The sequence below is a fragment of the Myxococcota bacterium genome, assembly GCA_039030075.1.
GTDB lineage: Bacteria > Myxococcota_A > UBA9160 > UBA9160 > SMWR01 > JAHEJV01.
The window spans coordinates 127,654-150,019 of sequence record JBCCEW010000012.1; the positions used below are offsets into that span (position 1 = coordinate 127,654).

Annotated in this window: 5 protein-coding genes; all 5 read left to right on the plus strand. The window is 71.5% G+C overall.

Features of this window, described 5'->3' with window-relative positions:
- Nucleotides 1-3 precede the first annotated feature (3 nt).
- Nucleotides 4-9,291 carry an amino acid adenylation domain-containing protein gene (locus AAF430_14585; GenBank protein MEM7411461.1) on the plus strand — a complete coding sequence of 3,096 codons (9,288 nt, stop codon included), beginning with the start codon at nt 4-6 and terminating at the stop codon, nt 9,289-9,291.
- A complete protein-coding gene (locus AAF430_14590; protein ID MEM7411462.1) occupies nt 9,288-13,835 on the plus strand; it encodes an SDR family NAD(P)-dependent oxidoreductase in 4,548 nt (1,515 codons plus the stop codon). Before AAF430_14585 ends, AAF430_14590 begins: the two co-directional genes overlap by 4 nt.
- A complete protein-coding gene (locus AAF430_14595; GenBank protein ID MEM7411463.1) occupies nt 13,832-18,610 on the plus strand; it encodes an amino acid adenylation domain-containing protein in 4,779 nt (1,592 codons plus the stop codon). The genes AAF430_14590 and AAF430_14595 overlap by 4 nt, the downstream gene beginning before the upstream one ends.
- Nucleotides 18,603-19,694 carry a TauD/TfdA family dioxygenase gene (locus AAF430_14600; GenBank protein ID MEM7411464.1) on the plus strand — a complete coding sequence of 364 codons (1,092 nt, stop codon included), beginning with the start codon at nt 18,603-18,605 and terminating at the stop codon, nt 19,692-19,694. The genes AAF430_14595 and AAF430_14600 overlap by 8 nt, the downstream gene beginning before the upstream one ends.
- The coding region (locus AAF430_14605) for an amino acid adenylation domain-containing protein (GenBank protein MEM7411465.1) at nt 19,691-22,366 on the plus strand (2,676 nt) is incomplete at its 3' end. The genes AAF430_14600 and AAF430_14605, both read left to right, overlap by 4 nt.

The window sequence follows — 22,366 nt, forward strand, 5'->3', positions numbered from 1 at the left end:
GCCATGTCATCTTCCCTCTCCGAACGCCTCGCGGCGCTTTCTCCGGAGCAGCGTGAGCTGCTACGGCGGCGTCTGGCCGAACGCGACGGAGGCCGCGCAGCCGACGCATCGACGTCCGCCCCGCCGGTTTCCGACGCTCCCATCCCGCGGCGGGACCTGGACGCGCCGCTCCCACTCTCGCATGCCCAGGAACGCCTCTGGTTCCTGAACCGGCTCGAGCGCGACAGCGCCTTCTACAACATCCCGATGGGTCTGCGTATGCGCGGGGCGCTCGACGCGGACGCGCTCGAGCGCGCCTTGTGCGAAGTCGTGCGACGCCACGAGGTGCTGCGCACGACCTTCGCCGCGAAGGCGGGGGTGCCGCATCAGGTCGTGCACGAGGCGCTGCCGCCCGGCTTCGCGCGCGTCGATCGCATCGATGTCCCCGAGGCGGAACGCGCCGCAGCTCTCGCCGAAGCGGCGCGCGACGAGGCGCGTCGGCCCTTCGACATGGAACGGGGGCCGCTGATCCGCGGGGCGCTCGTGCGGTTTGCGAGCGACGACCACGGCTTCCTGCTCTCGGTGCACCACACGGTCGCCGACGGTTGGTCCCGCGGCGTGATCGTTCGGGAACTCGAGACCCTCTACGCCGCGTTTTTCGAGGGACATCCGTCGCCGTTGCCGATGCTCGAGATCCAGTACGGCGATTTCGCGGTGTGGCAGCGCGAATGGCTCTCGGGAGATCGCCTCGAAGCGGAGATGCGGTACTGGGAGGAGCGCCTCGCCGACCTGCGCGAACTGAGGCTCCCGACCGATCGCCCTCGCTCCGCGGACACCGTCCACGAGGGCGCGAAGCTGCTCGAGGTGTTGCCACAAGCCCTGCTCGACGACATCAAGCGCTTCGCGAAGGAAGCGCGGGTGACTCCGTTCATGGTGCTGCTCGCGGCGTTCGATGTGTTGCTCCAACGCCAGTCGGGGCAAGAAGACATCGTCGTGGGCGTTCCGACCGCGAATCGCAACTGGCCGGCGACGGAACCGCTCGTCGGGTTCTTCGTGAACTCCCTGGTGATGCGGACGGATCTGGGCGGCGATCCGACCTTCCGCGAGCTGCTCGAGCGTGTGCGCAAGACTGCGGTGGGCGCCTTCGATCACCGCAACGTGCCCTTCGAACGCATCGTAGAGCGATTGCGGCCCGAGCGAACCCTCGGTCGCAATCCACTCTTCCAGGTCACGCTCCAGTTCCAGGACGCGAGCTACGGACGCCAGAACTCGCTGAACCCTCAGCACGACTTCCCCGGGCTCTCGATCGAGCGCCTTCCGATCGATACGGGCACGGCCCTCTTCGATCTGAGCGTGAATCTCGGCGAGATCGAGGAAGGGCTCGGTGTCCTCGTCGAGTACTCGACCGCCTTGTGGGACGGGGAGCGGATCGCATCGCTGGTGCGACAGCTGGTGAGACTGGTCGAGGACGGAATGGCTCGGCCCGACACGCCGATCTCCGCGCTCGCGTGGCTCGATGCGGCGGATCGTTCGCAGGCCCTGGTGCACGCCAGACAGTCGGTCGAACGCGACGATGCGGTGCCGTCGCTGGGCGCGCCGGTCCATCGGCGAGTGGCCGCACACGCCGCCGCCCGACCCGATGCCGTGGCGCTCGTCGACGGCAACCGGGAGCTCTCCTACAGGGAGCTGGTCGCGCGGGCGCGCCGGCTCGCGGTCGTGCTGGCCGAGTCCGGTGCCGGTGCGGACCGGGTCGTGGCACTGTGTCTGCCGCGGGGCATCGGCACCGCGCTCGCTCCACTGGCGGCCCTCGAAGCGGGCGCGGCCTACCTCCCGCTCGATCCAGCCGACCCCGTCCAGCGCCGCGTCGCGACCGCGCAGGATGCCGGAGCGCGGGTGGTCGTGACCGACGCGGAGCGCGCGCCCGATTTCGAAGGGCTCGCAGATGTCGCGGTGGTCGACATCGCCCCCTTCCTAGACGCCGCCGTGCCGGAGAACGTGCCCGCGCTGCCCGCGAGTGACGTCGATCCGCAACAGCTTGCCTACGTGATCTACACCTCGGGTTCGACGGGTACGCCGAAGGGCGTCGGTGTCCCGCACGCGGGACTGGCCCACCTCGTGGCGTGGCAAGAGAGCGTCTGGCCCGTCGGCCCCGGTGACCGCGGCACCCACCTCGCTGGGCTCGCATTCGACGCGACGGTCTGGGAGCTGTGGATGAATCTCGCCACCGGCGGGACCCTGGTGGTTCCCCAGGACGAGCTGCGCCTCGACCCTCCAAAGCTCGCCGATTGGATCGTTCGAGAGCGGTTGAACGTCGTCTTCGCACCGACGCCGATCGCCGAGCGCTTGCTCGCCGAACCGCGTATGCGGGAAGCGCACGAGCTGCGCGCGTTGCTCTCCGGGGGCGACAAACTCACGCGCCGCCCCGAGCCGGGCCTCCCGTTCACCCACGTCAATGCCTATGGCCCCGCCGAGAACGCGGTGGTCTCGAGCGCCGGTGACGTCGAGACGCTGGGCTCTGCCCAGGGCCTGCCGACGATCGGGCGCCCCCTGCCCGGCGTCAGCGCGTATGTGCTCGATGCCCGGATGCAGCCGGTGCCCGTGGGTGCCCCGGGCGAGCTCTACGTCGGGGGGCGGGGGCTGGCCCGCGGCTACCGCGACCGTCCCGGGTTGACGGCTTCGCGCTTCGTTCCGGATCCCTTCGCCGAGGAACCCGGCGCGCGGCTCTATCGCACCGGCGATCGGGTTCGGGTGCTCGCCGACGGTCGAATGGCTTTCCTGGGCCGCACGGACCACCAGGTGAAGGTGCGCGGTGCGCGTCTCGAACTCGGGGAGATCGAGGCGGTGCTGTCCCAGCACGAGGGGCTCCGCGAGGTGGCGGTCGGCACGACGGGGGAGGGCAGCGGCCGAGCGCTGGTCGCCTTCTTCGTCGCCGAGGACGAGGGCGATGGCGCCGACCGGGCCGAACGCGAAGAGATGCACGTCGACGACTGGCGCCGCCTCTACGATTCGACCTACGGCAGCGAGCGCTCGGACGACGACGCCGCCGACGCGCGCTTCGACCTCGTCGGTTGGATGAGCAGCTACGACGGCCAGCCGATCCCGCGGGCCGAGATGGGTACGTGGGTCGACGAAGCCGTCACGCGTATCCGCGCCCTGGGGCCGAAGCGCGTCCTCGAGATCGGAAGCGGGACGGGGTTGTTGCTCTACCGCCTCGCGCCCGAGACCGAGCGCTACGTCGGGGTCGACTTCTCGGCGGAGGCAATCGAACGCGTGCGCCAGGAGATCAAGCGGCCGGGCGCAGAGATCGAGGGGGTCGAGCTCTTCGAGGCGCGGGCCGACGAGGCCGCCGCTCTTGTCGACGGCGAGGTCGACACGCTCATCCTCAATTCGGTCGTCCAGTACTTCCCGAGCATGAACTATCTCGAGGAAGTGCTGGTGTCGGCCCTGGAGCGTGTCGCCACGGGTGGGCGTGTCTTCATCGGCGACGTGCGGCACGCCGATCTCGACCGCGCGTTCCATGGAGCGATCGCTCTCGCTCAGGCGGCCGAGGACGAGCCGGTCACCGCGGTCGCCGTGCGCGCCGAGGAGATTGCCAGCCGAGAGGGCGAGCTGCTGGTTTCGCCGGCCTTCTTTCACGCCCTCGCCGAGCGCTGCCCCCGGATCCGCGGGGTGCGCGTGGTTCCGAAACGTTTCTCGGCGTCGAACGAGCTTTCTCAGTTCCGTTACGACGTCGTCCTCGAGCTCGATACGGTTGCGATGGAACCTGCCGGAGCGGTCGCCCATCGCGCGTTCACCGAGTTCGGTGATCGGGAATCGCTACGCGCCTTCCTCGCTGCGGAGCGCCCCAGCGGGCTGGTGGTGGAGGGGATTCCGAACGCGCGCGTGGCCGGTCCGGTCGCCGTGGCGCGGGAACTCCTCGACGCGGCTCCGGAAGCGGGTGATCCCGAACCGGCGGCGCGCGTTGCGCTGCGCGCCGAGCGTGCGGCCCGGGGGGCGCTCGATCCGGCCGACCTGTGGCGTGTGGGCGCGGAACTCGGCCTCGACGCCGAGGTCCGCTGCACGTCGTCGCCCGACGGCACGCTGGAGCTGCACGTCGGTGCGACGGGCGCGGCACCCCAGCCGCCTGCCGGAGGGGATCGCGCTTCCCTCGGTCGCGCGCCCGCAGGCCCGGCCCCCACGGTCGCGCTCGAGACGGGATTGCGCGACTGGCTCGAGGCGCGCCTCCCGTCGTACATGATCCCCGAGCGCTTCGTCTCGATCGGCGCGATGCCCCTCACCAATCGAGGCAAGGTCGACCGTCGCCGACTCGTCTCGCTCGACCCTGGGCGTCACGGCAACGCGGCCCAGTACGTCGCCCCTCGCGGAGCGCTCGAGGCCACCGTCGCCGAGGTCTTCGGTCGGGTGCTGTCGATCGAGCGGGTGGGGGCGCGAGACGACTTCTTCGACCTCGGCGGACACTCGCTGCTCGCGACGCGCGTCGTGGCCGAACTCGAGGACGCCCTCGGGATCGAGATCGAACTGCGTACCTTGTTCGGAGCGACCACCGTGGAATCCCTGGCCGCTGCGATCGCACCGCTCGCGGAAGGGTCTGGCTCCACGGCCGCACGCGGGAGCGGTGCCGACACCGAGATCGCGTCGCCCGCGCCGATCGGACGCCGTACGTTCGGCGATGCGCCGGCGCCTGCGTCCTTTGGGCAGCGCCGTCTCTGGCTCCTCGAGAAGCTGTTGCCGGGGACGCCCGCCTATCACATGCCGGCGCGCGCCCGGATCGAGGGGCCGCTGGACACCGAGCGTCTGGCCGCAGCCCTCGACGGGCTCGTCGAGCGCCACGAAGCGCTGCGGACCGCGCTGGTCGAGCAGCCGGGCGAGAGCGGCGACCTCGACGTCGTACAAATCGTGGCGCCGCCTGCGCCGCTGCCGCTCGACCACCTGGACCTCTCGCGCGTTTCTGCCCAGGAGCGAGCCCAGCGAGCCGAAGCCGCCGTCGTCGAACACGTGGCGCGTCCCTTCGCACTCGACGCGCCGCCGCTGGTCCGCGCACTCCTCCTCCGTTGGGGCCCCGACCACCACGAACTCGTCGTCACGCTGCACCACGCGATCGCCGACGGTTGGTCGGTAGGCGTGATTCTGCGCGAGCTGGGTCTGCTGTATCGCGCCCTCGAAGCCCGGTCCGACCCGGCGCTTCCCGAACTTCCGATCACCTATCGCGACTACGCGGCCTGGCAGCGGGAAGACGAGCGCTCCGGGCGCGACGCGGCGTTCTGGGCCGAGACGCTGGCGGGAGCGCCCTCCCAGCTCGACCTCCCGATCGATCGCCCCCGACCGCCGGTGCCGAGTTTCCGCGGAGATCGGGTTCCCGTCGCGATCGACGCCCGCGCCACCGAGGCGCTCGATGCGCTCGGGCGCGAGCGGGGTGCGACGCGCTTCATGGTGGCGCTCGCCGCCTGGCAGGTGGTCGTGCGCACGCTCGCGGGAGAAGACGACCTCACGCTCGTCACCCCGGTTGCGGGACGCCGGCGTCCCGAGACCCACGGGCTCGTCGGCTTCTTCGTCAACACGGTTCCGATTCGAACCCGAATCCGCGGCGAGGCGAGTTTCGCCGAGCTCGTCGACGCCACCCGCGCGTCCTGCCTCGGCAGCTTCGACCACGTCGATCTCTCCTTCGAGGCGATTCTCGAAGCGGTGCGCCCGAACCGCAGCCTGGTCGGGGCGCCCTTCGCCCAGGTCGCCTTCGCGCTGCAGAACGCGCCGGGGGGCGCTGCCGAACTGGACGGCGTGCGTCTCTCGATCGAACCCGTGGAGACGGGTACCGCGAAGACGGACCTCTCGCTGATGCTCGACGAGCCCGATTCGGCCTTCCGCGGTCGGACCGACGGACTCTCCGGGGTGCTCGAGTTCGCGAGTGATCTGTTCGACCGCGACACCGCCGAGGCGGTCGCCCGTGCCTTCGAGCACGTGCTCGGCAACGCCTGCGCCGACCCCACCCGGACCGTCGACGCGCTGGGTGGTCTGGTGGCGCTTCCGCCATCGGAACGCGGGGATCGCGTTGCGCCGCCGGCGGTGCCCGCCCTGGTCGCCGACCGGGAGCGTTCGAACCTCGACGACAACCAGCTGCTCGTCTGGATCGGTCACCAGCTCGATCCGGACGCGCCACTGCACATCCTCGGTGCCGAGTTCGCCATCGAGGCCGCGATCGATCCGGACGCGTTCCAGGCGGCGTTCGACGTGCTCGTGCGCTCCTCGGACGTGATGCGCAGCGTGGTCGTCGAGCACGAGGGCATCCCGCGGATCGAGGTGCGGGAGCAGGTCGATGCAGCGCTCGCGCGGTTCGACGTGGCCGACCTCGACGCCGACGCGCGCGAAGCGCGGATCCGTGCGTTCGCGTTCGCGCCACTCGACCTCTCGCAGCAGACCTTCCGGAGCGCGCTCTTCCACACCGGGAACGGTCGCTACGCGTGGGTGATCGCCCAGCATCAGATCGTGAGCGACGCGGAGTCGCTCCAGCTTCTGGAGGCGACGGCGGACCAGCTCTACCAGCAGGCCGTCGCCGGGGATCTCCCGAACACGGTGCCGATGCCCGCGTTCCTCGACCACCTCGCCTGGGAGCGAGCCGAACGCGAGGCGGGCGGTTTCGACGCCGCCCAGGCGCACTGGCAGTCTCTCCTCGACGAGCGGTCCGAACGGCCGCGATTCTACGGTTCGACCGGCTCGAAGACGGGTCTGCACACCGAGCGCGTCCGCACCCTGGTTCCGCCGGACACCATCGACCGGCTCGAAGTCGTGTTGGGCGAACTTGCGGGCGACGGAGCCGTTCGTCCGAGCACGCGCTTGCGGCTCTTCCTGGCGGTGCTCGCCGCGTATCTGCATCGCATCAGCGGTCAAGAGCGAGTCGTCGTGGGCATGCCCTGGCGCAACCGCCGGCGCGAGACCGCGCAGGGAACCCTCGGGCTCTTCATGCGCCCGGTGCCGATCGCGGTCGAGATACGGCCCGAAGACACGCTGCGGACCCTCTTCGAGCGCACGGGGCCCGCCCTCAAGGAGGCGCTCCGACACGGTGAGCAGGTCGTCCGCAACCCGATCGACGCGCCGCTCTACGACGTCTCGCTGAACTGGCACACGGTGCACATGCCGTCGTTTGCGGGGGAGCCCCTGCACCCGCGTTGGCTCCACACCGGGCTCGGCTTCGACAGTCTCGCGCTGCAGGTCGAGGACTTCGGCGGAACTGGGGAGCTGGCCCTCGAGTTCGACCTTCACACCGATGTGTTCGACGATGAGCTCGCTGCGCTCGCCGTTCGCCACGTGTCGACCCTGCTCGAGAGTGCGCTCGCCACACCCGATACGCGCATCGATGCGCTGGCGCTCGAGCCGCAGGAAGAGGGCACGGAGCTGCTGCCGGGCCTGGCCGAAGCGCCCGCGAGCGCCAGCGTGCTGGACGCGTTCGATGCCCAGGTGTCCGCCGCCCCCGATGCGCTCGCCGTCATCGACGGTGATCGCGAGGTCGACTACGGCGAGCTGGACCGGGCGGCGCGCGGCCTGGCCCGGCGTCTGTGCGCCCGCGGCGTCGGCGTCGGCGATGTGGTCGCGATCGCGATCGACCGGAGTGTCGAGGCGATCGCCGGGATGCTCGGCGTCCTCCGGTCGGGAGCCGGCTTCCTGGTGCTCGAGCCCGGGACGCCCACCGAACGCATGGACCGCATGCTCCGCACGGCCGACGTGCGATGGGTGCTCGCCGCCGCAGAGCGACGCGAGGCGCTCCCGGACGGGCCGTGGCAGTGCCTGGGGCCCGCGGGCGAAGGGGAGGCGGCCGACGCTCCCAGCGAGGTCAGCGGCTCTTCCCTTCCCGAGCCCTCGGCGCTCGACATCGCCTACGTCGCGTTCACCTCCGGATCGACCGGGGAGCCGAGAGGCGTGGCCGTGCACCACGGCGCCCTGGCGTCCTTTGCGCGCGCTGCGGTCACCACCTACGACCTCGGTCCGAACGACCGGATGCTGCAGTTCTCGTCGCTCGGGTTCGACGCGTCGATCGAGGAGATCTTCGGAGCGCTGCGCTGCGGCGCCGCGCTCGTGCTGCGCGATGGCCCCATGCTGGTCGACGCACGGCGTTTCATCGACCGGTGTCGAGCGACCGGCGTCACGGTCGTCGATCTACCGACGGCGTTCTGGCATCAGCTGTCGAAGACCCTCGTCGCGCAGGACCTGAGGCTGCCGGCATCGCTCCGGCTCGTGATCCTCGGCGGCGAGCGACTCGATGCAGCCGCCCTGGATCCCTGGCGCGCGCAAGTCGCGCAGGGTCCGGTCCCGGCGATCGTCAACACCTACGGACCCACCGAGACGACCGTCGTGGTGAGTCACCACGCGGTTTCGGTCCAGCGCGAGGACCCGCGCCGTCGCGAGATCCCGATCGGCATTCCGTTCGGAGACGCAGAGCTGCACGTCGTCGATCGAAGCGGAGCACCGGCACCCGCAGGCGTCGTGGGCGAGTTGTTCGTCGGCGGGCCCACGGTGGCGCTCGGGTACGTCGGTCGCTCCGCGGAAACGGCCCAGCGTTTCGTGCCCGACCCGTTCTCCGGCCGTCCGGGCGCGCGCCTCTACCGAACGGGTGATCTCGTGCGTCGTCGCCCCGACGGCGCGCTCGAGTTCGTCGGCCGCGCAGACCGGCAGGTCAAGGTGCGGGGACACCGGGTCGAACTCGCCGAGGTCGAGCGAACCGCGCTGGCACTCGACGGCGTGAGCGAGGTCGCCGTCGTCGATGTGCCGGCAGCGGGTGGGGCAGGGCGCGCGTTGGTGGGCTTCGCGGTCGCTCCGTCGTTCGCGGCTGCGGATCTGCGCGGAGCCCTGGGCGAGCGACTTCCGACGTTCATGGTGCCCAGTCGCTGGGTCCTGCTCGACGCCCTGCCGCGCGATACGCGCGGAAAGACCGATCGAAGCGCCCTGTTGGCGCGCGTTCCCGACCACTCGACCCCGAGCGAACACTACGTCGCGCCGCGGGGAGAGGTCGAAGGGATCGTGGCCGAGGTCTGGGCCGAGGTGCTCGGGCTCGAGAAGGTCGGTGCGAACGACAACTTCTTCGACCTCGGCGGAACCTCGCTGAGCCTGGTGCAGATGCACCCGGCGCTGGTCGAGCGCCTGGGCGTGTCGCTGGAACTCGTGGACCTGTTCCGCCACCCGACCGTTCGACTCCTGGCGCGCTACCTGTCGGATGGTGCCGAGGACGAGGCACGCAACGCCGTCCGGCGGGACGAGCGCGCCCACGCGCGTCGCGAAGCACTCGCGCGGCGGCGCGGGCGGCGCGGTGGGGAGGACCGCCCGTGAGCCGGGTGGGCTCCGAGACGCTGCCGACCGACGCGATCGCCATCGTCGGGATGGCAGGCCGTTTTCCCGGCGCGGCGAACGTCGCTGAGCTGTGGAGTCTCGTTCGCGAAGGGCGCCGCGGGATCCGTTCGCTCGAAGAGGCCGAACTGCGCGCAGCCGGTGTCACACCCGCCCAGCTCGAAGACCCGCGCTATGTGCGCGCGCGCGGCGTGCTCGAAGACGTCGCGGGGTTCGACGCGGACCTCTTCGGCATGAGTCCGCGCGAGGCCGCGTTCACGGATCCCCAGCACCGGATCTTTCTGGAGTGCGCGCTCGACGCGCTCGAGGATGCCGCGATCGACCCGAGCCGTGGCGACCGCCGCATCGGCGTCTTCGGTGGCGTGAGCTCGAGCAGCTACTTCCTGAATCAGGTGCTCGCGGGCACGGATGCGCGCAACGCGAGCAGTGAACTGATGGACCATCTCCGGCTCGGTTCCCTGGGAAGCGAGAAGGATTTCTTCGCGACGCGCGTCTCCTATCGGCTCGATCTGCGCGGACCCAGTGTCGACGTCCAGAGCGCTTGCTCGACCTCGGCGGTGGCAGTGCACCTCGCGGTGCAGTCGTTGCTGATGCACGGCTGCGACGCGGCGCTCGCCGGCGGCGCCTCCGTTTTCGTACCCCACACCGCGGGCTACCTCGCCCAGGCCGGCGGGGTGCTCTCGGACGACGGCACCTGCCGACCCTTCGAGGCCGCGGCGTCGGGAACGGTGCCCGGGAGCGGGGCCGGCGTGCTCGTGCTCCGACGTCTCGAGGACGCGCTCGCCGACGGCGATCCGGTGCGGGCGGTGATCCTCGGCACGGGTCTCAACAACGACGGCGCGTTGAAGGTGGGCTTCGGGGCGCCCGGTGTGGACGGCCAGGCCGACGCGATCGCCGAAGCGCTGAGCGTCGCGGGGGTGTCGGCCGATTCGATCGGCTACGTCGAGACCCACGGTACCGGCACGCGCCTCGGCGATCCCATCGAGATTGCCGCCCTGAAGAGCGCGTTCGGCGCGGCGGCAGGCGAGGGCGATGCGTCGGCGCCGTGTGCGTTGGGTGGGGTGAAGGCGAACCTCGGCCACCTCGATGCGGCGGCCGGCATCGCGGGGATCGCCAAGGCGGTGCTCGCCCTCGAACACCGCACGATTCCGCCTCAGCCTTCCTTCGACGCGATCAACCCGGAGATCGATTTCGCGGGGCGCTTCTTCGTACCGAGCGAAGCGACGCCGTGGACGTCCGGTCCGACGCCGCGACGGGCCGGCGTCAGTTCGTTCGGGATCGGCGGCACGAACGTGCATCTGGTGCTCCAGGAAGCGCCGGCGCCTGAGGCGCCCCGGGATGCGAGCGCCCCCGTTTCGCCCGAACTGCTGATCCTCTCCGCGCACAGCGCCGAGGCGCTGTCGGCGCGCGGAGGCGCGGTGGCGGACCTGCTCGACGCGCCGGTGGAGGCCGCGCAAGAGGCATCCGGCGCCCGGCTCGAGGATGTCGCGCACACGCTCCTCCATGGGCGGCGCGCGATGGAGAAGCGGCAGGCGATCGTCGCGTCGAGTGCGAAGGACGCGGCCGACCGCTTGCGGACGCCGGGCGCCCTCGCACCGGTTTCGCCGATTCGGCGGGTCGTGTTCCTGCTTCCGGGGCAGGGCGCCCAGCGGGTCGGCATGGCGCGCGGCCTGCTCCGCGCCGACTCGAAGCTGCGAGACCACCTGCAAGCCCTGTGCGCACGCCTGGCACCGGGTCTCGGCTTCGATCCCTGGCCGCTCTACACCGGAGAGGGTCGAGTCGAGATCGATGGAACGGACGCGCGTGAGCGCATCGACGAGACCTGGGTCGCCCAGCCCCTGCTCGTCGCCCTGGAAGTGGCGCTCGGTCGCCGCTGGCTCGAACTCGGCGTCGAGCCCGCAGCCCTGCTCGGACACAGCCTCGGGGAGCTCGCCGCCGCGTGCCTCGCCGGCGTCTTCTCCGAGGAAGACGGGCTCGACCTCGTCCTCGCGCGTGGCGCGATTCTGCGCGCCCAGCCCCGCGGCTCGATGCTCGCGGTGCGCGCTGCTGCCGGCGCGCTGGAAGCCCGCCTCAGCGACGGCCCCACCGGGGTCGTCGTGGCCGCCCGCAATGCACCGGGCGCCACCACCCTCGCCGGACCGAGCGACGCCATCGAGGCGCTGGCGCGAGACCTCGCCACGGAGGGCATCTCGACGAAGCCGCTCGCGACGTCCCATGCCTTCCATTCCCCACTGGTGGACGGTGCGGTCGAGCCCTTCGTCGAGCGGGTGGCCAGCATCGCATTGCATCCGCCGCGATGGCCGGTGATCTCGAATCGCTCGGGCGCTCGGCTCACCGACGCCGAGGCGACGGACCCCGCCTATTGGGGGCAGCAGCTGCGCAGCCCGGTCGCATTCGCCGAAGGCGTGGCGAGCGTGGGTCCCGACGACAGCACGGCCTTTCTCGAGGTGGGTCCGCCGGGAACGCTCGCGCCGCTGGTGCGCGAAGTGGCACCGGGCGCGCCGCGCATCGCCTGTCTTGCCCCGCCCGAGCGCCGCGATGGCGAGGACAATGCCGATGCGCGCGCGTTCCTCGGCGCGGCCGGCCGGCTTTGGGCCGGCGGGGCGGACCTCGATCTCGCGCGGCTCTCCACCGGTTCCCCCAGTCGTCGGCTCGGTGGCCTTCCCGGCTATCCGTTCCAGCGAAGCCCGCACTGGGTCGAACGCCCGGCCGAGGGAGCGCCCGCCGCTGCGCCCGCACCGGACACGGCGACGCCGGCGGGTCGGATCTGGGTGCCGTCCTGGCGCAGGCGTCCGGCGGCGATCACCCGCAGCGCCGCCGGCGATTGGCTGCTGGTTGCACGCGACGAGGACGCCCCCATCGTCCGCTCCCTGGCAAAGGCCCTCGCGCAAAAGGGCGGTCGCGTGGCGATCGTGCAGCCGGGGGCCACGCCCGCGGACTGGCTCGCCGGTCTGGATCGTCGCGACGGTCCGGTGCGCGTCGTGCATCTGGTCGGAGCGGCAACGGCGCCGGGCGACGGCGCGGATGCGGTCTCCGCAGCGCGCGATGGCTTCGCCTGCGTCGCGACCCTGGCAGCCGGTCTCACCACGGTTTCCGATCGCGAAGCTCCCGAGGCGAGCGCTCCGAGCGAGCTGTTCGTCGTGTCGACCGGGCTGGCCGATGTCCGCGACGACGACGCGATCGACCCGGGTCGAGCGACGCTGCTCGGGCCGGTTCGCGTCGCCGCGCAAGAGCTTCCCGGGCTGCGGGTGCGCCTCGTCGACATCGCATCGACGGACGCCGAGCGCGATGCGGAGCGCCTCCTGGCCGAGCTGCTGCGCGAGAGTGAAGACGACGTCGTGGCGCTGCGCGGAGCGCATCGCTGGGTGGAGCACGTCGAAGCGCTCGACCTGGCCGACGCGCCGCGTATCGGGGCCGGCTCCCTCATCGTGCTGCTCGGTGGGCTCGGGCGCATGGGACGCGCGATGGCGAAATGGCTGGTCCGCGAGCGCAACGCGCGCGTCGTGTTGGCGAGCCGCAGCGCCCCGGACGCACACGACGCCGACGCGCTCGAGCCGGAGCTCTCGGAGTGGTGCGCGGTCGGTAGCGCGGAGGTGCATCGCGTCGACGTCACCGACCCGAAAGATCTCGGTCGCTTCCTCGACGACGTCGCGACCCGGCTCGGTGCGATCGATCTGATCTTCCATCTCGCGAACGAGCCTGCGCGCACGCCCCTCGATCGCTCGGATGCCGAGTCCCTGTTGTTTCCCCTGACCACCAAGGTCGGCGGTGCCCTCGCCCTGGAGCGGGCGTTGGAAGGCCACGCCCCGGTGGTCGTGGTGCTGTCGTCGTCTCTCGCTTCGCTGCTCGGCGGTCCCGGAACCGCGAGCTACACGGCGGCGAACGCATTCCTCGATGCGTTCGCCGGTGCGCGTCGGGGCGTCTGGCGCAGCGTCTCGTGGGATGTCTGGAACGACCCCGGTGCGCCCCTTGCGAACCTCCAGGCGGGTCTCGACGTGGCCGACGCCATGGAACAGCTGGAGCGCATCCTCGCGGCTGCCGAGCTTCCGCACGCCTTCGTGTCCGCGCGCGACCTCGCGCAGCGACGCCAAGAGGTCGCCGAACGCTTGCGCGCGGATCACTTCGCAGCGCGCGAGGGTTCCACCGACCACCTCGAGAGAGCGCCCCGGCCTCCGATCGGAACGCCCTACGTCGCGGCGCGCAACGAACTCGAGCAGGCCCTGGCAGAGATCTGGGCCGAGGTGCTCGGCCTGGAGACCGTGGGCGTCGACGACCCGTTCTTCGATCTCGGCGGTGACTCGCTGCTCGCGACGATGCTGCTCTCGAAGGTGACCGAGCGGTTTGCGATCGAGATCCCGGTCGATCGGTTCTTCGAGGCGCCGACCGTCGCCGAGGCCGCGGTGGTCCTAGCCGAGCAGCTCGAGGGGGAAGCCTCTGAAGACGAACTCGACGCCTTGCTGGCCGAGATGGAAGACCTCTCGGACGCGGATGCGGCGCGCCTGCTCGAGCAGGAGGACGCGTCGTGACGTCGATCGACGAACGACTCGCGGGCCTCTCCCCCGAGAAGCGTCGCCTGCTCCAGAAGCGGCTCGCCGAGCGCCGGCGCGCGGAGGCCCCGCGTGCGATCGAGTGCACCGGGGAGGCGACGGCGCCGCTGAGTTTCGCCCAGCGACGCCTGTGGTTCCTCGAACAGCTCGAACCCGGGAGCCCCGTCTACAACAACGCGAGCGCCATCGACGGATCGGGCGCGATCGTTCCCGAGCGGCTCGAGCGCGCCTTCGATGCGGTGGTGCGTCGACACGAATCCCTGCGCACCCGTTTCGTGCCGGCACCCGACGGCGAAGAGGCCATCGCGCAGGTCGCGCCCTTCGGTTCCTCGCCGGGTGGGCGGGTGGCCCTCGAGGTCATGGATCTGCGCTCGCTCGCAGCACCCGAGCGCGACGCGCGCTTGCAGATGCTGCTCGCGCGGGTTGCCGAAGAACCCTTCGACCTGGCCCAGGGACCGCCGATGCGGGCCCTGCTCGCGCTCCAGCCGGACGACCGCTGGACCCTGGCCGTGACCTTCCATCACCTCGTCTCGGATGCGTGGTCGACCCAACGATTCCTCGGTGAGCTGGTCGCCGAGTATCGCGCGGCGGCTTCGGGCGGCGAAGCGAACCTGCCCGAGCTCCCGATCCAATACGGCGACTTCGCGCGTTGGCAGCGAAGCGATGCGTGTGGCGCCGAGCTCGAACGACAGCAGAGCTGGTGGATCGAACGTCTCCACGGCGTGCCGGCAGCGCTGTCGCTGCCCCTGGACCGGCCCCGCCGCGCCACGCCGACCCATGCGGGCGACTCCCTTCGTTTCGCACTCGATCAGGAGACGACGGAGGGGCTGCGCCGCCTGGCCGCGGAGCACGAAGGAACGACGCTGTTCATGGTGTTGCTCGCGGGTTTCTCGGCCCTGCTCGCGCGCCTCACCGGCGACACCGATCTCGCGTTGGGCACGGCCGTAGGGGGCCGCAGCCGGGCCGAGACCGAGCGCCTGATCGGGCTCTTCGTGAACACCCTCGTGTTGCGCGTCGACGTGTCGGATCGGCCCTCGTTCCGCGAGCTGCTCGCCCGGGCGCGCGAAACCGCCGTGGGCGCCTTCGCCCATCCCGACGTGCCCTTCGAACAGCTGGTCGAGGCACTGCCGGTGCCGCGCGAAGCGTCGGTTCACCCGCTGTTCCAGGTGCTGTTCATGCTGCAGAACGTGCCGAAGACGGGTTCCCTCGGAGCGGCGGACGTCGAGATCGCGCCGCGAGCAACGACGAACCGACGCGCGCGCTTCGATCTGACGATGGCCTGGGTCGAGACCGCAGACGGTCTGATCGGCAACCTCGAGTACGCGACGGACCTCTTCGATCGCGCGACGATCGAGCGCTGGAGCGATGCGTACGCCACGCTGCTCGCGGGCGCGGTGGCGACGCCCGATGCCCCGATCGACGCGCTGCCTCTGGGCCTGGCGCCCTCGGTGCGCAGCGTGTCCGCGCAGGAACCGCCCAGTGAACCTTCGTCGGAAACCGTGGCGCAGCGGTTCTCGCGCAGGGCCGCGCATCGCGGGGCGCACCCGGCCGTCGGAGGCGCAGGGGGTTGGTGGAGCTATGCCGAGCTCGAGCGACGCTCGGATGCCCTCGCGCGTCACCTCGCCGCGCGTGGCGTGAGGCCCGAGACCCGGGTCGGCGTGGCCGCGGAGCGGGACGTCCCCGAATGGCTCGCGGTGCTCGCGATCTGGAAGGCCGGCGGGGCCTACGTCCCGCTCGACCCGTCCTTTCCCGAAGAGCGCCTCGCCTGGATCGTCGCGTCGAGTGATGTCGAGGTCGTGCTCACTTCCGGCGATGCCGTCTCGCTCCGGCTGCCGGATCACGTCGAAACGATCGCGATCGGGGAGTTCGACGCGGGTTCGGTGACGGCTCCGAAACTGGACGTCGCCCTTCCGGACGCCGACGCCGATCGGCTGGCCTACGTGCTGTACACCTCGGGCTCCACGGGCCGTCCGAAAGGCGTCGGCGTCTCCCATCGGTCGGCGCTCTTCTTCCTCGAGGCGATGGCCGAGCGCCTCGGTTGGACCGAGGACGTCCGCATGCTCTCGGTCACGACGCTCGGCTTCGACATCTCGTTGCTCGAGCGCTGGGGACCCCTGCTCGTGGGCGGCTCCTCGCAGCTGGTTGCCGCCGCCGACGCCGAGGACGGGACCGCGCTCGCGCGCGTGCTGGCCGAGAGCGACGCCAACGTCTTGCAGGGAACCCCGGCGACCTGGCGACTGTTGCGCGAGGCCGGCTGGCAGCCGGAGCGTCGATCGCCCCAGCTGACGGCTCTCGTCGGCGGAGACGCACTGCCCGTCGAACTCGCGCGTTGGATGGCGTCGCGCGCAGCAGCCGTGTGGAACCTCTACGGACCCACGGAGACGACGGTCTGGTCGACCGCTCACGCGTTCGATCCGGCCGCCGAGGCGGACGGCTCGCGCACGGTGTTCCTCGGAGAGGCGCTGGGCGCGACGCGTCTCGCCGTCATCGACGCGCAGCTGCGGCCCGTTCCGGTGGGCGTCTGGGGAGAGCTCGCGATCGGCGGTCCCGGGGTGGCGCGCGGCTACGAGGGGCGCGGGGCCGAGACGGCGTCGCGCTTCGTGCCGGATCCCTTCGACGCCGCGCCGGGCGCTCGCCTGTATCGCACCGGGGACGTGTGTCGCTTCCGCGCGGACGGGGGGCTGGAGTTCGCCGGTCGCAAGGACGGTCAGGTAAAGCTGCGCGGGTATCGCATCGAGACGGGCGAGATCGAGGCGCGGCTGTGCGAGACCCCGGCCGTCGAAGCGAGCGCCGTGGTGGTGGCGGGCGAGACGCTGGTGGCCTTCGTCGTGTCTTCGGGGGGCGCGTTGGACGTCCAGGCGCTCGCTACCGAGCTCGCCCGTTCGCTCCCTACCTATATGGTTCCCCGCCGCATCGAGCGGCGGGAGGCGCTCCCGCTGACGCCCAACCGGAAGGTCGACCGGCGACGGCTCGCGGAAGAAGCCCTGGCGGATCGGGCACTTCGGGTCGAGTACGTAGCGCCGCGCACCCCGACCGAGGCGGCGATCGCCGAGATCTTCGCCGATGTGCTCGGACTCGAGAAGGTGGGCGCCCGGGCCGACTTCTTCGATCTCGGGGGCCATTCGCTCCTCGCGACACGCGTCGTGTCGCGCGTTCGCGAGCGGCTCCAGCGCGAGCTTCCGCTTCGCGATCTCTTCGAGGCCCCGAGCGTCGAGGCCCTCGCCGCCCGCGTCGATCAGCTCGGAGCCGAGGGCGCCGGCGCGGCGCTGGTGGCGGTCCCGGACGGCGCGCGGCCCGAGCGCATTCCGACGAGCCACGCCCAGGAGCGCCTCTGGTTTCTCGACCAGCTGCGTCCGGGCGACGCCGCGTATGCCATCCCGCTCGTGCTCCGGCTTCGCGGCGCCCTCGATACGGATGCGCTCGCGGCGGCGCTCTCCGAGGTGGTTCGCCGCCACGAGGTCCTTCGCACGACCTTTCCGTCCCGCGACGGTCTCCCCGAGCAGCAGATCCACGGGCCCGATTCCGAACTCGCGATCCAGGCAGCACGGGTCGAGCACCTCGACCTCTCGCAGGGCGACGGCGAGACGCGTGATCCCGAAACGCGCGATGCGGCGATGCGCGACCACGCGTTCTCGCTCGCCCGGCAGCCCTTCGATCTCGGGGGCGGTCCGCTGCTGCGCGCGTCCCTGATTCGACTCGACGACTGCGAGCATCTCGCGGTGCTCGTGATGCACCACATCGTCAGCGACGGGTGGTCCGTGGGCGTCCTCGCCCGCGAGCTGACGGCGCTCTACCAGGCGCAGCTCTCGGGCACGCCGAGCCCGCTGCCGCCGCTCGAGGTGCAGTACGCCGATTGGGCGCTCTACGAGCGCGCCCTGCTCGCTGGCGGTGCACTGCAGCGTGGCGCCCAGCACTGGGCGCAGGCGCTGCGCGACGTGCCCGCGCACCTCGAACTTCCGACCCGGAGCGTCGGTTCGGAGCCCACCGGACCTTTCGCAGCGCGACAGCATCTGCAGCTCGACGCGAAACGGGTGGCTGCGGTCCAAACACTGGCGCGCGACCACGACGCGACCCTGTTCATGGTGCTGCTCGCGGCCTATGGAGCCGCGCTCTACGCCGAGGGCGCTGGCGCCGACCTCGTCATCGGTTGCCCGTCCGCCGGACGCGAAGATCCTCGGGTCGAGGCCTCGATTGGTTTCTTCGTGAACACGTTGCCCTTGCGCCTCGGTCTGCACGACCAGCAGACCCTCCGAGAGCTGATCGGGGTGGCGCGAGACGTCACGCAGGATGCGCTCGCCCACCGGCGGGTTCCCTTCGCCAAGATCGCCGAGTCCGCCGCCGTGGAGGGTCGCGTTCCCGAGTCGCTGGGCCAGCTGTGGTTCGTGCTCCAGAACGTTCCGCCGCCGGCGCTCCAGCTCGGCGATCTCGAGGTCGAGCCCCTGGCGGGCGAGGAGATCGCCGCCTTCGCGAACGGGCGCCTCCCTTCGCGCTACGACCTGAAGCTGGAGCTCCTCGAAGAGCCGGGCGGCGCGATCCGCGGCGGCTTCGAGTACCGCGTCGACCGCTTCGAAGCGACCGTCGTCGAGCGACTCACCGAGCGTTTCGTCGCGTTGGTTGCGGCGCTCGCGGACGCCCCCGACCAGACCCTGGGCGAGTGGCGCGCGAGCGCGCAGGATCGCTCGGCCGGTCAGCTCGCGAACCAGCGCCGCAGCGGCCTCGCCGCTCTGCGGCCAAGGCGTTCCGCCCGTGCCTGAACCGCGTGAACCGATGCGCACCCGTCGTTCCCTTCCGACCCGCCTCGGCGAGGGCGCCGCGCGCCGGCGCAGCTTCAAGGTCGACGCCGAGAGTCTCGTGTGTCGGGGGGATCCGGTGACGGCGACCTCGCTGCCGGCCGTGTTCGTGGCGACCCGACCCGACGTGCGTCTCGCCGAGTGGTTGGGGGCGCGACGTGATGCGGTGCACGATCTCCTGCACGCGCAGGGCGCCGTGCTCTTCCGCGGCTTTCCGCTCCGCCGTGCGTCCGCGCTCGAGCAGGTGATGCAGGCGTCGTCGGGAGCCGAGGCGGAGAGCTACGACTATCGGTCGACGCCGCGCTCTCGGGTCGAGGGGCGTGTATACACGTCGACGGACTACCCCGCAGACCAGACGATCCCGCAGCACAGCGAGCAAGCGTACAGCCGCGCCTTTCCGCGCGCGCTCGGCTTCCTCTGCCTCGCACCTTCCCGTGTCGGCGGCGCGACGCCGATCGCCGACAACCGCCGCGTGCTCGGCCGGATTCCGAAACCGGTCCGCGATCGTTTCGAGCGCCATGGCGTGCTCTACGTGCGCAACTACGGGGGCCCGCTCGACCTGGGCTGGCGCGAAGTGTTCCAGGTCGACGAGCGCGCCGCGGTCGAGGCCTATTGCGCGGCCGAGGGGATCGACGTGGCGTGGGGCGCCGACGATCGCCTGCGCACCCGACAGGTGTGCCAGGCGGTGTTCGCCCACCCGGTCACCGGGGAGGCGGTCTGGTTCAATCAGGCCCACCTCTTCCACGTATCGGCGCTCGGCGCAGCGGATCGCGAGACGCTGCTCGCCACGTGCGGTGGTGAACAGCAGCTTCCGCGGCAGGCGTACTACGGGAACGGAGACCCGATTCCCGATGCAGAGCTCGAGGTGGTGCGCGCCGCGATCGCTGCCGAGACCGTTCGCTTCGACTGGCAGGCCGGAGATCTGCTGCTCGTCGACAACTTGCTCGCCAGCCACGGTCGCGAGCCCTTCGATGGAGAGCGACGGGTCGTCGTGTGTATGACCGGTGCAGCGAGCTGGCGTCCGCACGCTGCAGGAGACGAAGCGTGAGCGCGCCGCTGAACGTCGAAGCGTCCCCGCTTTCGCCCGTGCAGCGCGCGCGGCTGCGCTGGTGCGCACCGAGTGGTGCGGACGTTCTGGTGCGCCTACGTCTCTACGCCTTCGGTGCCCTCGACCGCCCGCGGCTGGAACGCGCGTTCGAAGCCTTGCGTGCGCGTCACGAGCTGCTCGCCATGCGGGTCGCGCGACTGCCCGAAGTGGAGCAGCCGGTGCAGTTCGTCGCTGCCGAGAGCGAAGCGGTCGACGCTGGCCTCGGCGCCACCATGTCCGTTTCCACCTTCGCGACAGGACCCGGCGAGACGGCTCATCGGATCGAGATCGCACTGCCCTGGCTGCTTTCCGATGGTCCGACGCTCGAGATCCTGGCCAGCGAACTGGTGGAGCACTACGCGGACGCGCCGGAGGCACCGGGCGCGCTGCAGTTCCTCGACGTCGCGGCGTGGCAAGAAGACCTCTTCGAGAGTGACGAGGCGGCCGAGGCGCGCCGGTTCTGGTCGGAGGTCACGCCCGCCCAGCGCCGCGCGCCCTTCCCCGAAGGCGCTCTCGAAGAGACGGGCGCGCCGGCCGCGTGCGGCCCAGCGATCACCCTCTCGCGCACGCTGGAACCGGGCCGAGTGGCCGCCTTGACGGCGTGGGCCGATGCGCATGGCCTCACGCCGGATGCCTGTCTGCATGCGGCATTCTCGGCGCTCCTGTTCCGCCGCGCCGGCACACCGGTGCCGGTCGCACTCCGCATCGAGGGCCGGGATGCTCCGGAGCTCGCGGGCGCGGCTGGAGCGCTCGACCGCTGGGTGCCGGTTCCGACCGCACCGCCCGAGGCCCCGGGCGGGGAGCGTCTGTCGGAGCACGCATTGCGACTGGCGCAGGCGGAACACGAAGTGCGTCGCTGGACGGACGCATTCGACGGCACGGGTCGCGATGGTGAACGACTCGGTCCCTACGCGGCGGCCTTCGGCGCGGGACCCGAGCCTCGAGGGGTCATCGCCTCTCCCGTGACAGCCGGCGGCGTGCGCTTCGCGTTCGCGGGCGTCGACGACGGGCCGCTTCCCGCACCGCTCGTGCTCGAAGCCTCGCTGGAGCCGGCGTCGCATCCGCACTCGATCGTGCTCACCTGGCGCGCCCTGCACGGGTCTCGCGAGGCCGCCGAGCTCGACGCGCTGGCCGATCAGTACGCGCAGCTCCTCGCGAGCGCGCTCAGCGACGACCCGCCGCTCGAGTCGCTCGTGTTGTCCGATACCGCGACCGCGCTCGCGACGATCCAGGTGTCGGCGCTGTCGCCCTCCCGGCCCGTGGCGGATCGCTTCGCGGAGCAGGTGGCTCTGGACCCGACGGCGATCGCGCTGTTGGACGAAGCAGGTGCGGTCTCGCGCGAGGAGCTCGATCGGGCGGCGAACCGGATCGCCGCGGCGCTCCAGGGGGCGGGCGTCTCGCCTGGCGATCGCGTCGGCGTGGCGCTGCCTCGATCGGGTGCCGTGATCGCGGGCTTCCTCGGCATCTGGCGCGTCGGGGCCGCCTTCGTGCCCCTCGATCCCGAGCTGCCGAGTCGCGCGCTCCGTGCTCGGGCCGACGCGGGCGACCTCCGCGTCGTACTCGTCGCTTCGGATGCCGCCGACGCGTCGAGGCGATCCCTGCCCGAAGAAGTGACGCTCGTCGCGGTCGACCCCGCGGCGGAGCTCCCGCGCGACCTCTCGGCGCCGAAGGCTCCGACCCCCGCGAAAGAGCTCGCCTACGGAATCTTCACGTCGGGTTCGACGGGGACGCCAAAGCTCGTCGGCATCGAGCACGGCGCGCTCGCGAGCTACGTCGGCGCCGTCGAGTCGCGGCTCGGCGGCGAGCCGGGCTGGAGCTACGCGACGGTCTCGAGCTTCGCCTCGGATCTCGGTCACACGACGATCTTCACAGCCCTCGCCAGTGGGGGCACGCTCCACGTGGTCGGATCGGAACGCGCGATGGACCCGGATCGGATCGCGGAGCGGTTTCGCGCGGCGCCCGTCGACGTGCTGAAGATCGTGCCGTCCCACCTCGCGGCGCTCCTGTCGGGCCGGGACCCGGCCGGCGTCTTGCCGCGCCGCGTCCTCGTGCTCGGGGGGGAGCGCCTGGAGCCCGGGCTCGTCGATCGGGTCCGCGCGCTTGCGCCCGAGCTGCGGATCCTGAATCACTACGGACCCACCGAGACCACGGTCGGCGTGCTCACCCACGAGGTCGCGCCGACGCGAACGGATGCGTCTGCCCCGCCCCTGGGCGCGCCGCTTCCCGGTGTGACCGTCGAAGTCGTCGATGGCGCCGGTCGGGTGGTTCCGCGCGGTGTGCCGGGCGAACTCTGGATCGGAGGCGGCCAGCTCGCGCGCGGCTATCTGGGCGACGAGGATCAGACGGCCGCACGTTTCGTCGAGGCGGACCGCACGATTCAGGGGGACGGGGCGACGCGTCGCTACCGGACCGGCGACCGGGCGTGGATGGACGCGCTGGGACGTGTCCACTTCGGCGGCCGCATCGACGCGCAGTTGAAGATTCGCGGGATCCGGATCGAGCCCGGAGAGATCGAGCGCACGCTCATGGCGCACCCCACCGTCTCCGACGCCGCGGTGCGCGCCTTCGACGGACGACTCGTCGGCTATCTGACCGGCGCTGGTGTGGAACCCGACGAGGTGTCGCGCTGGCTC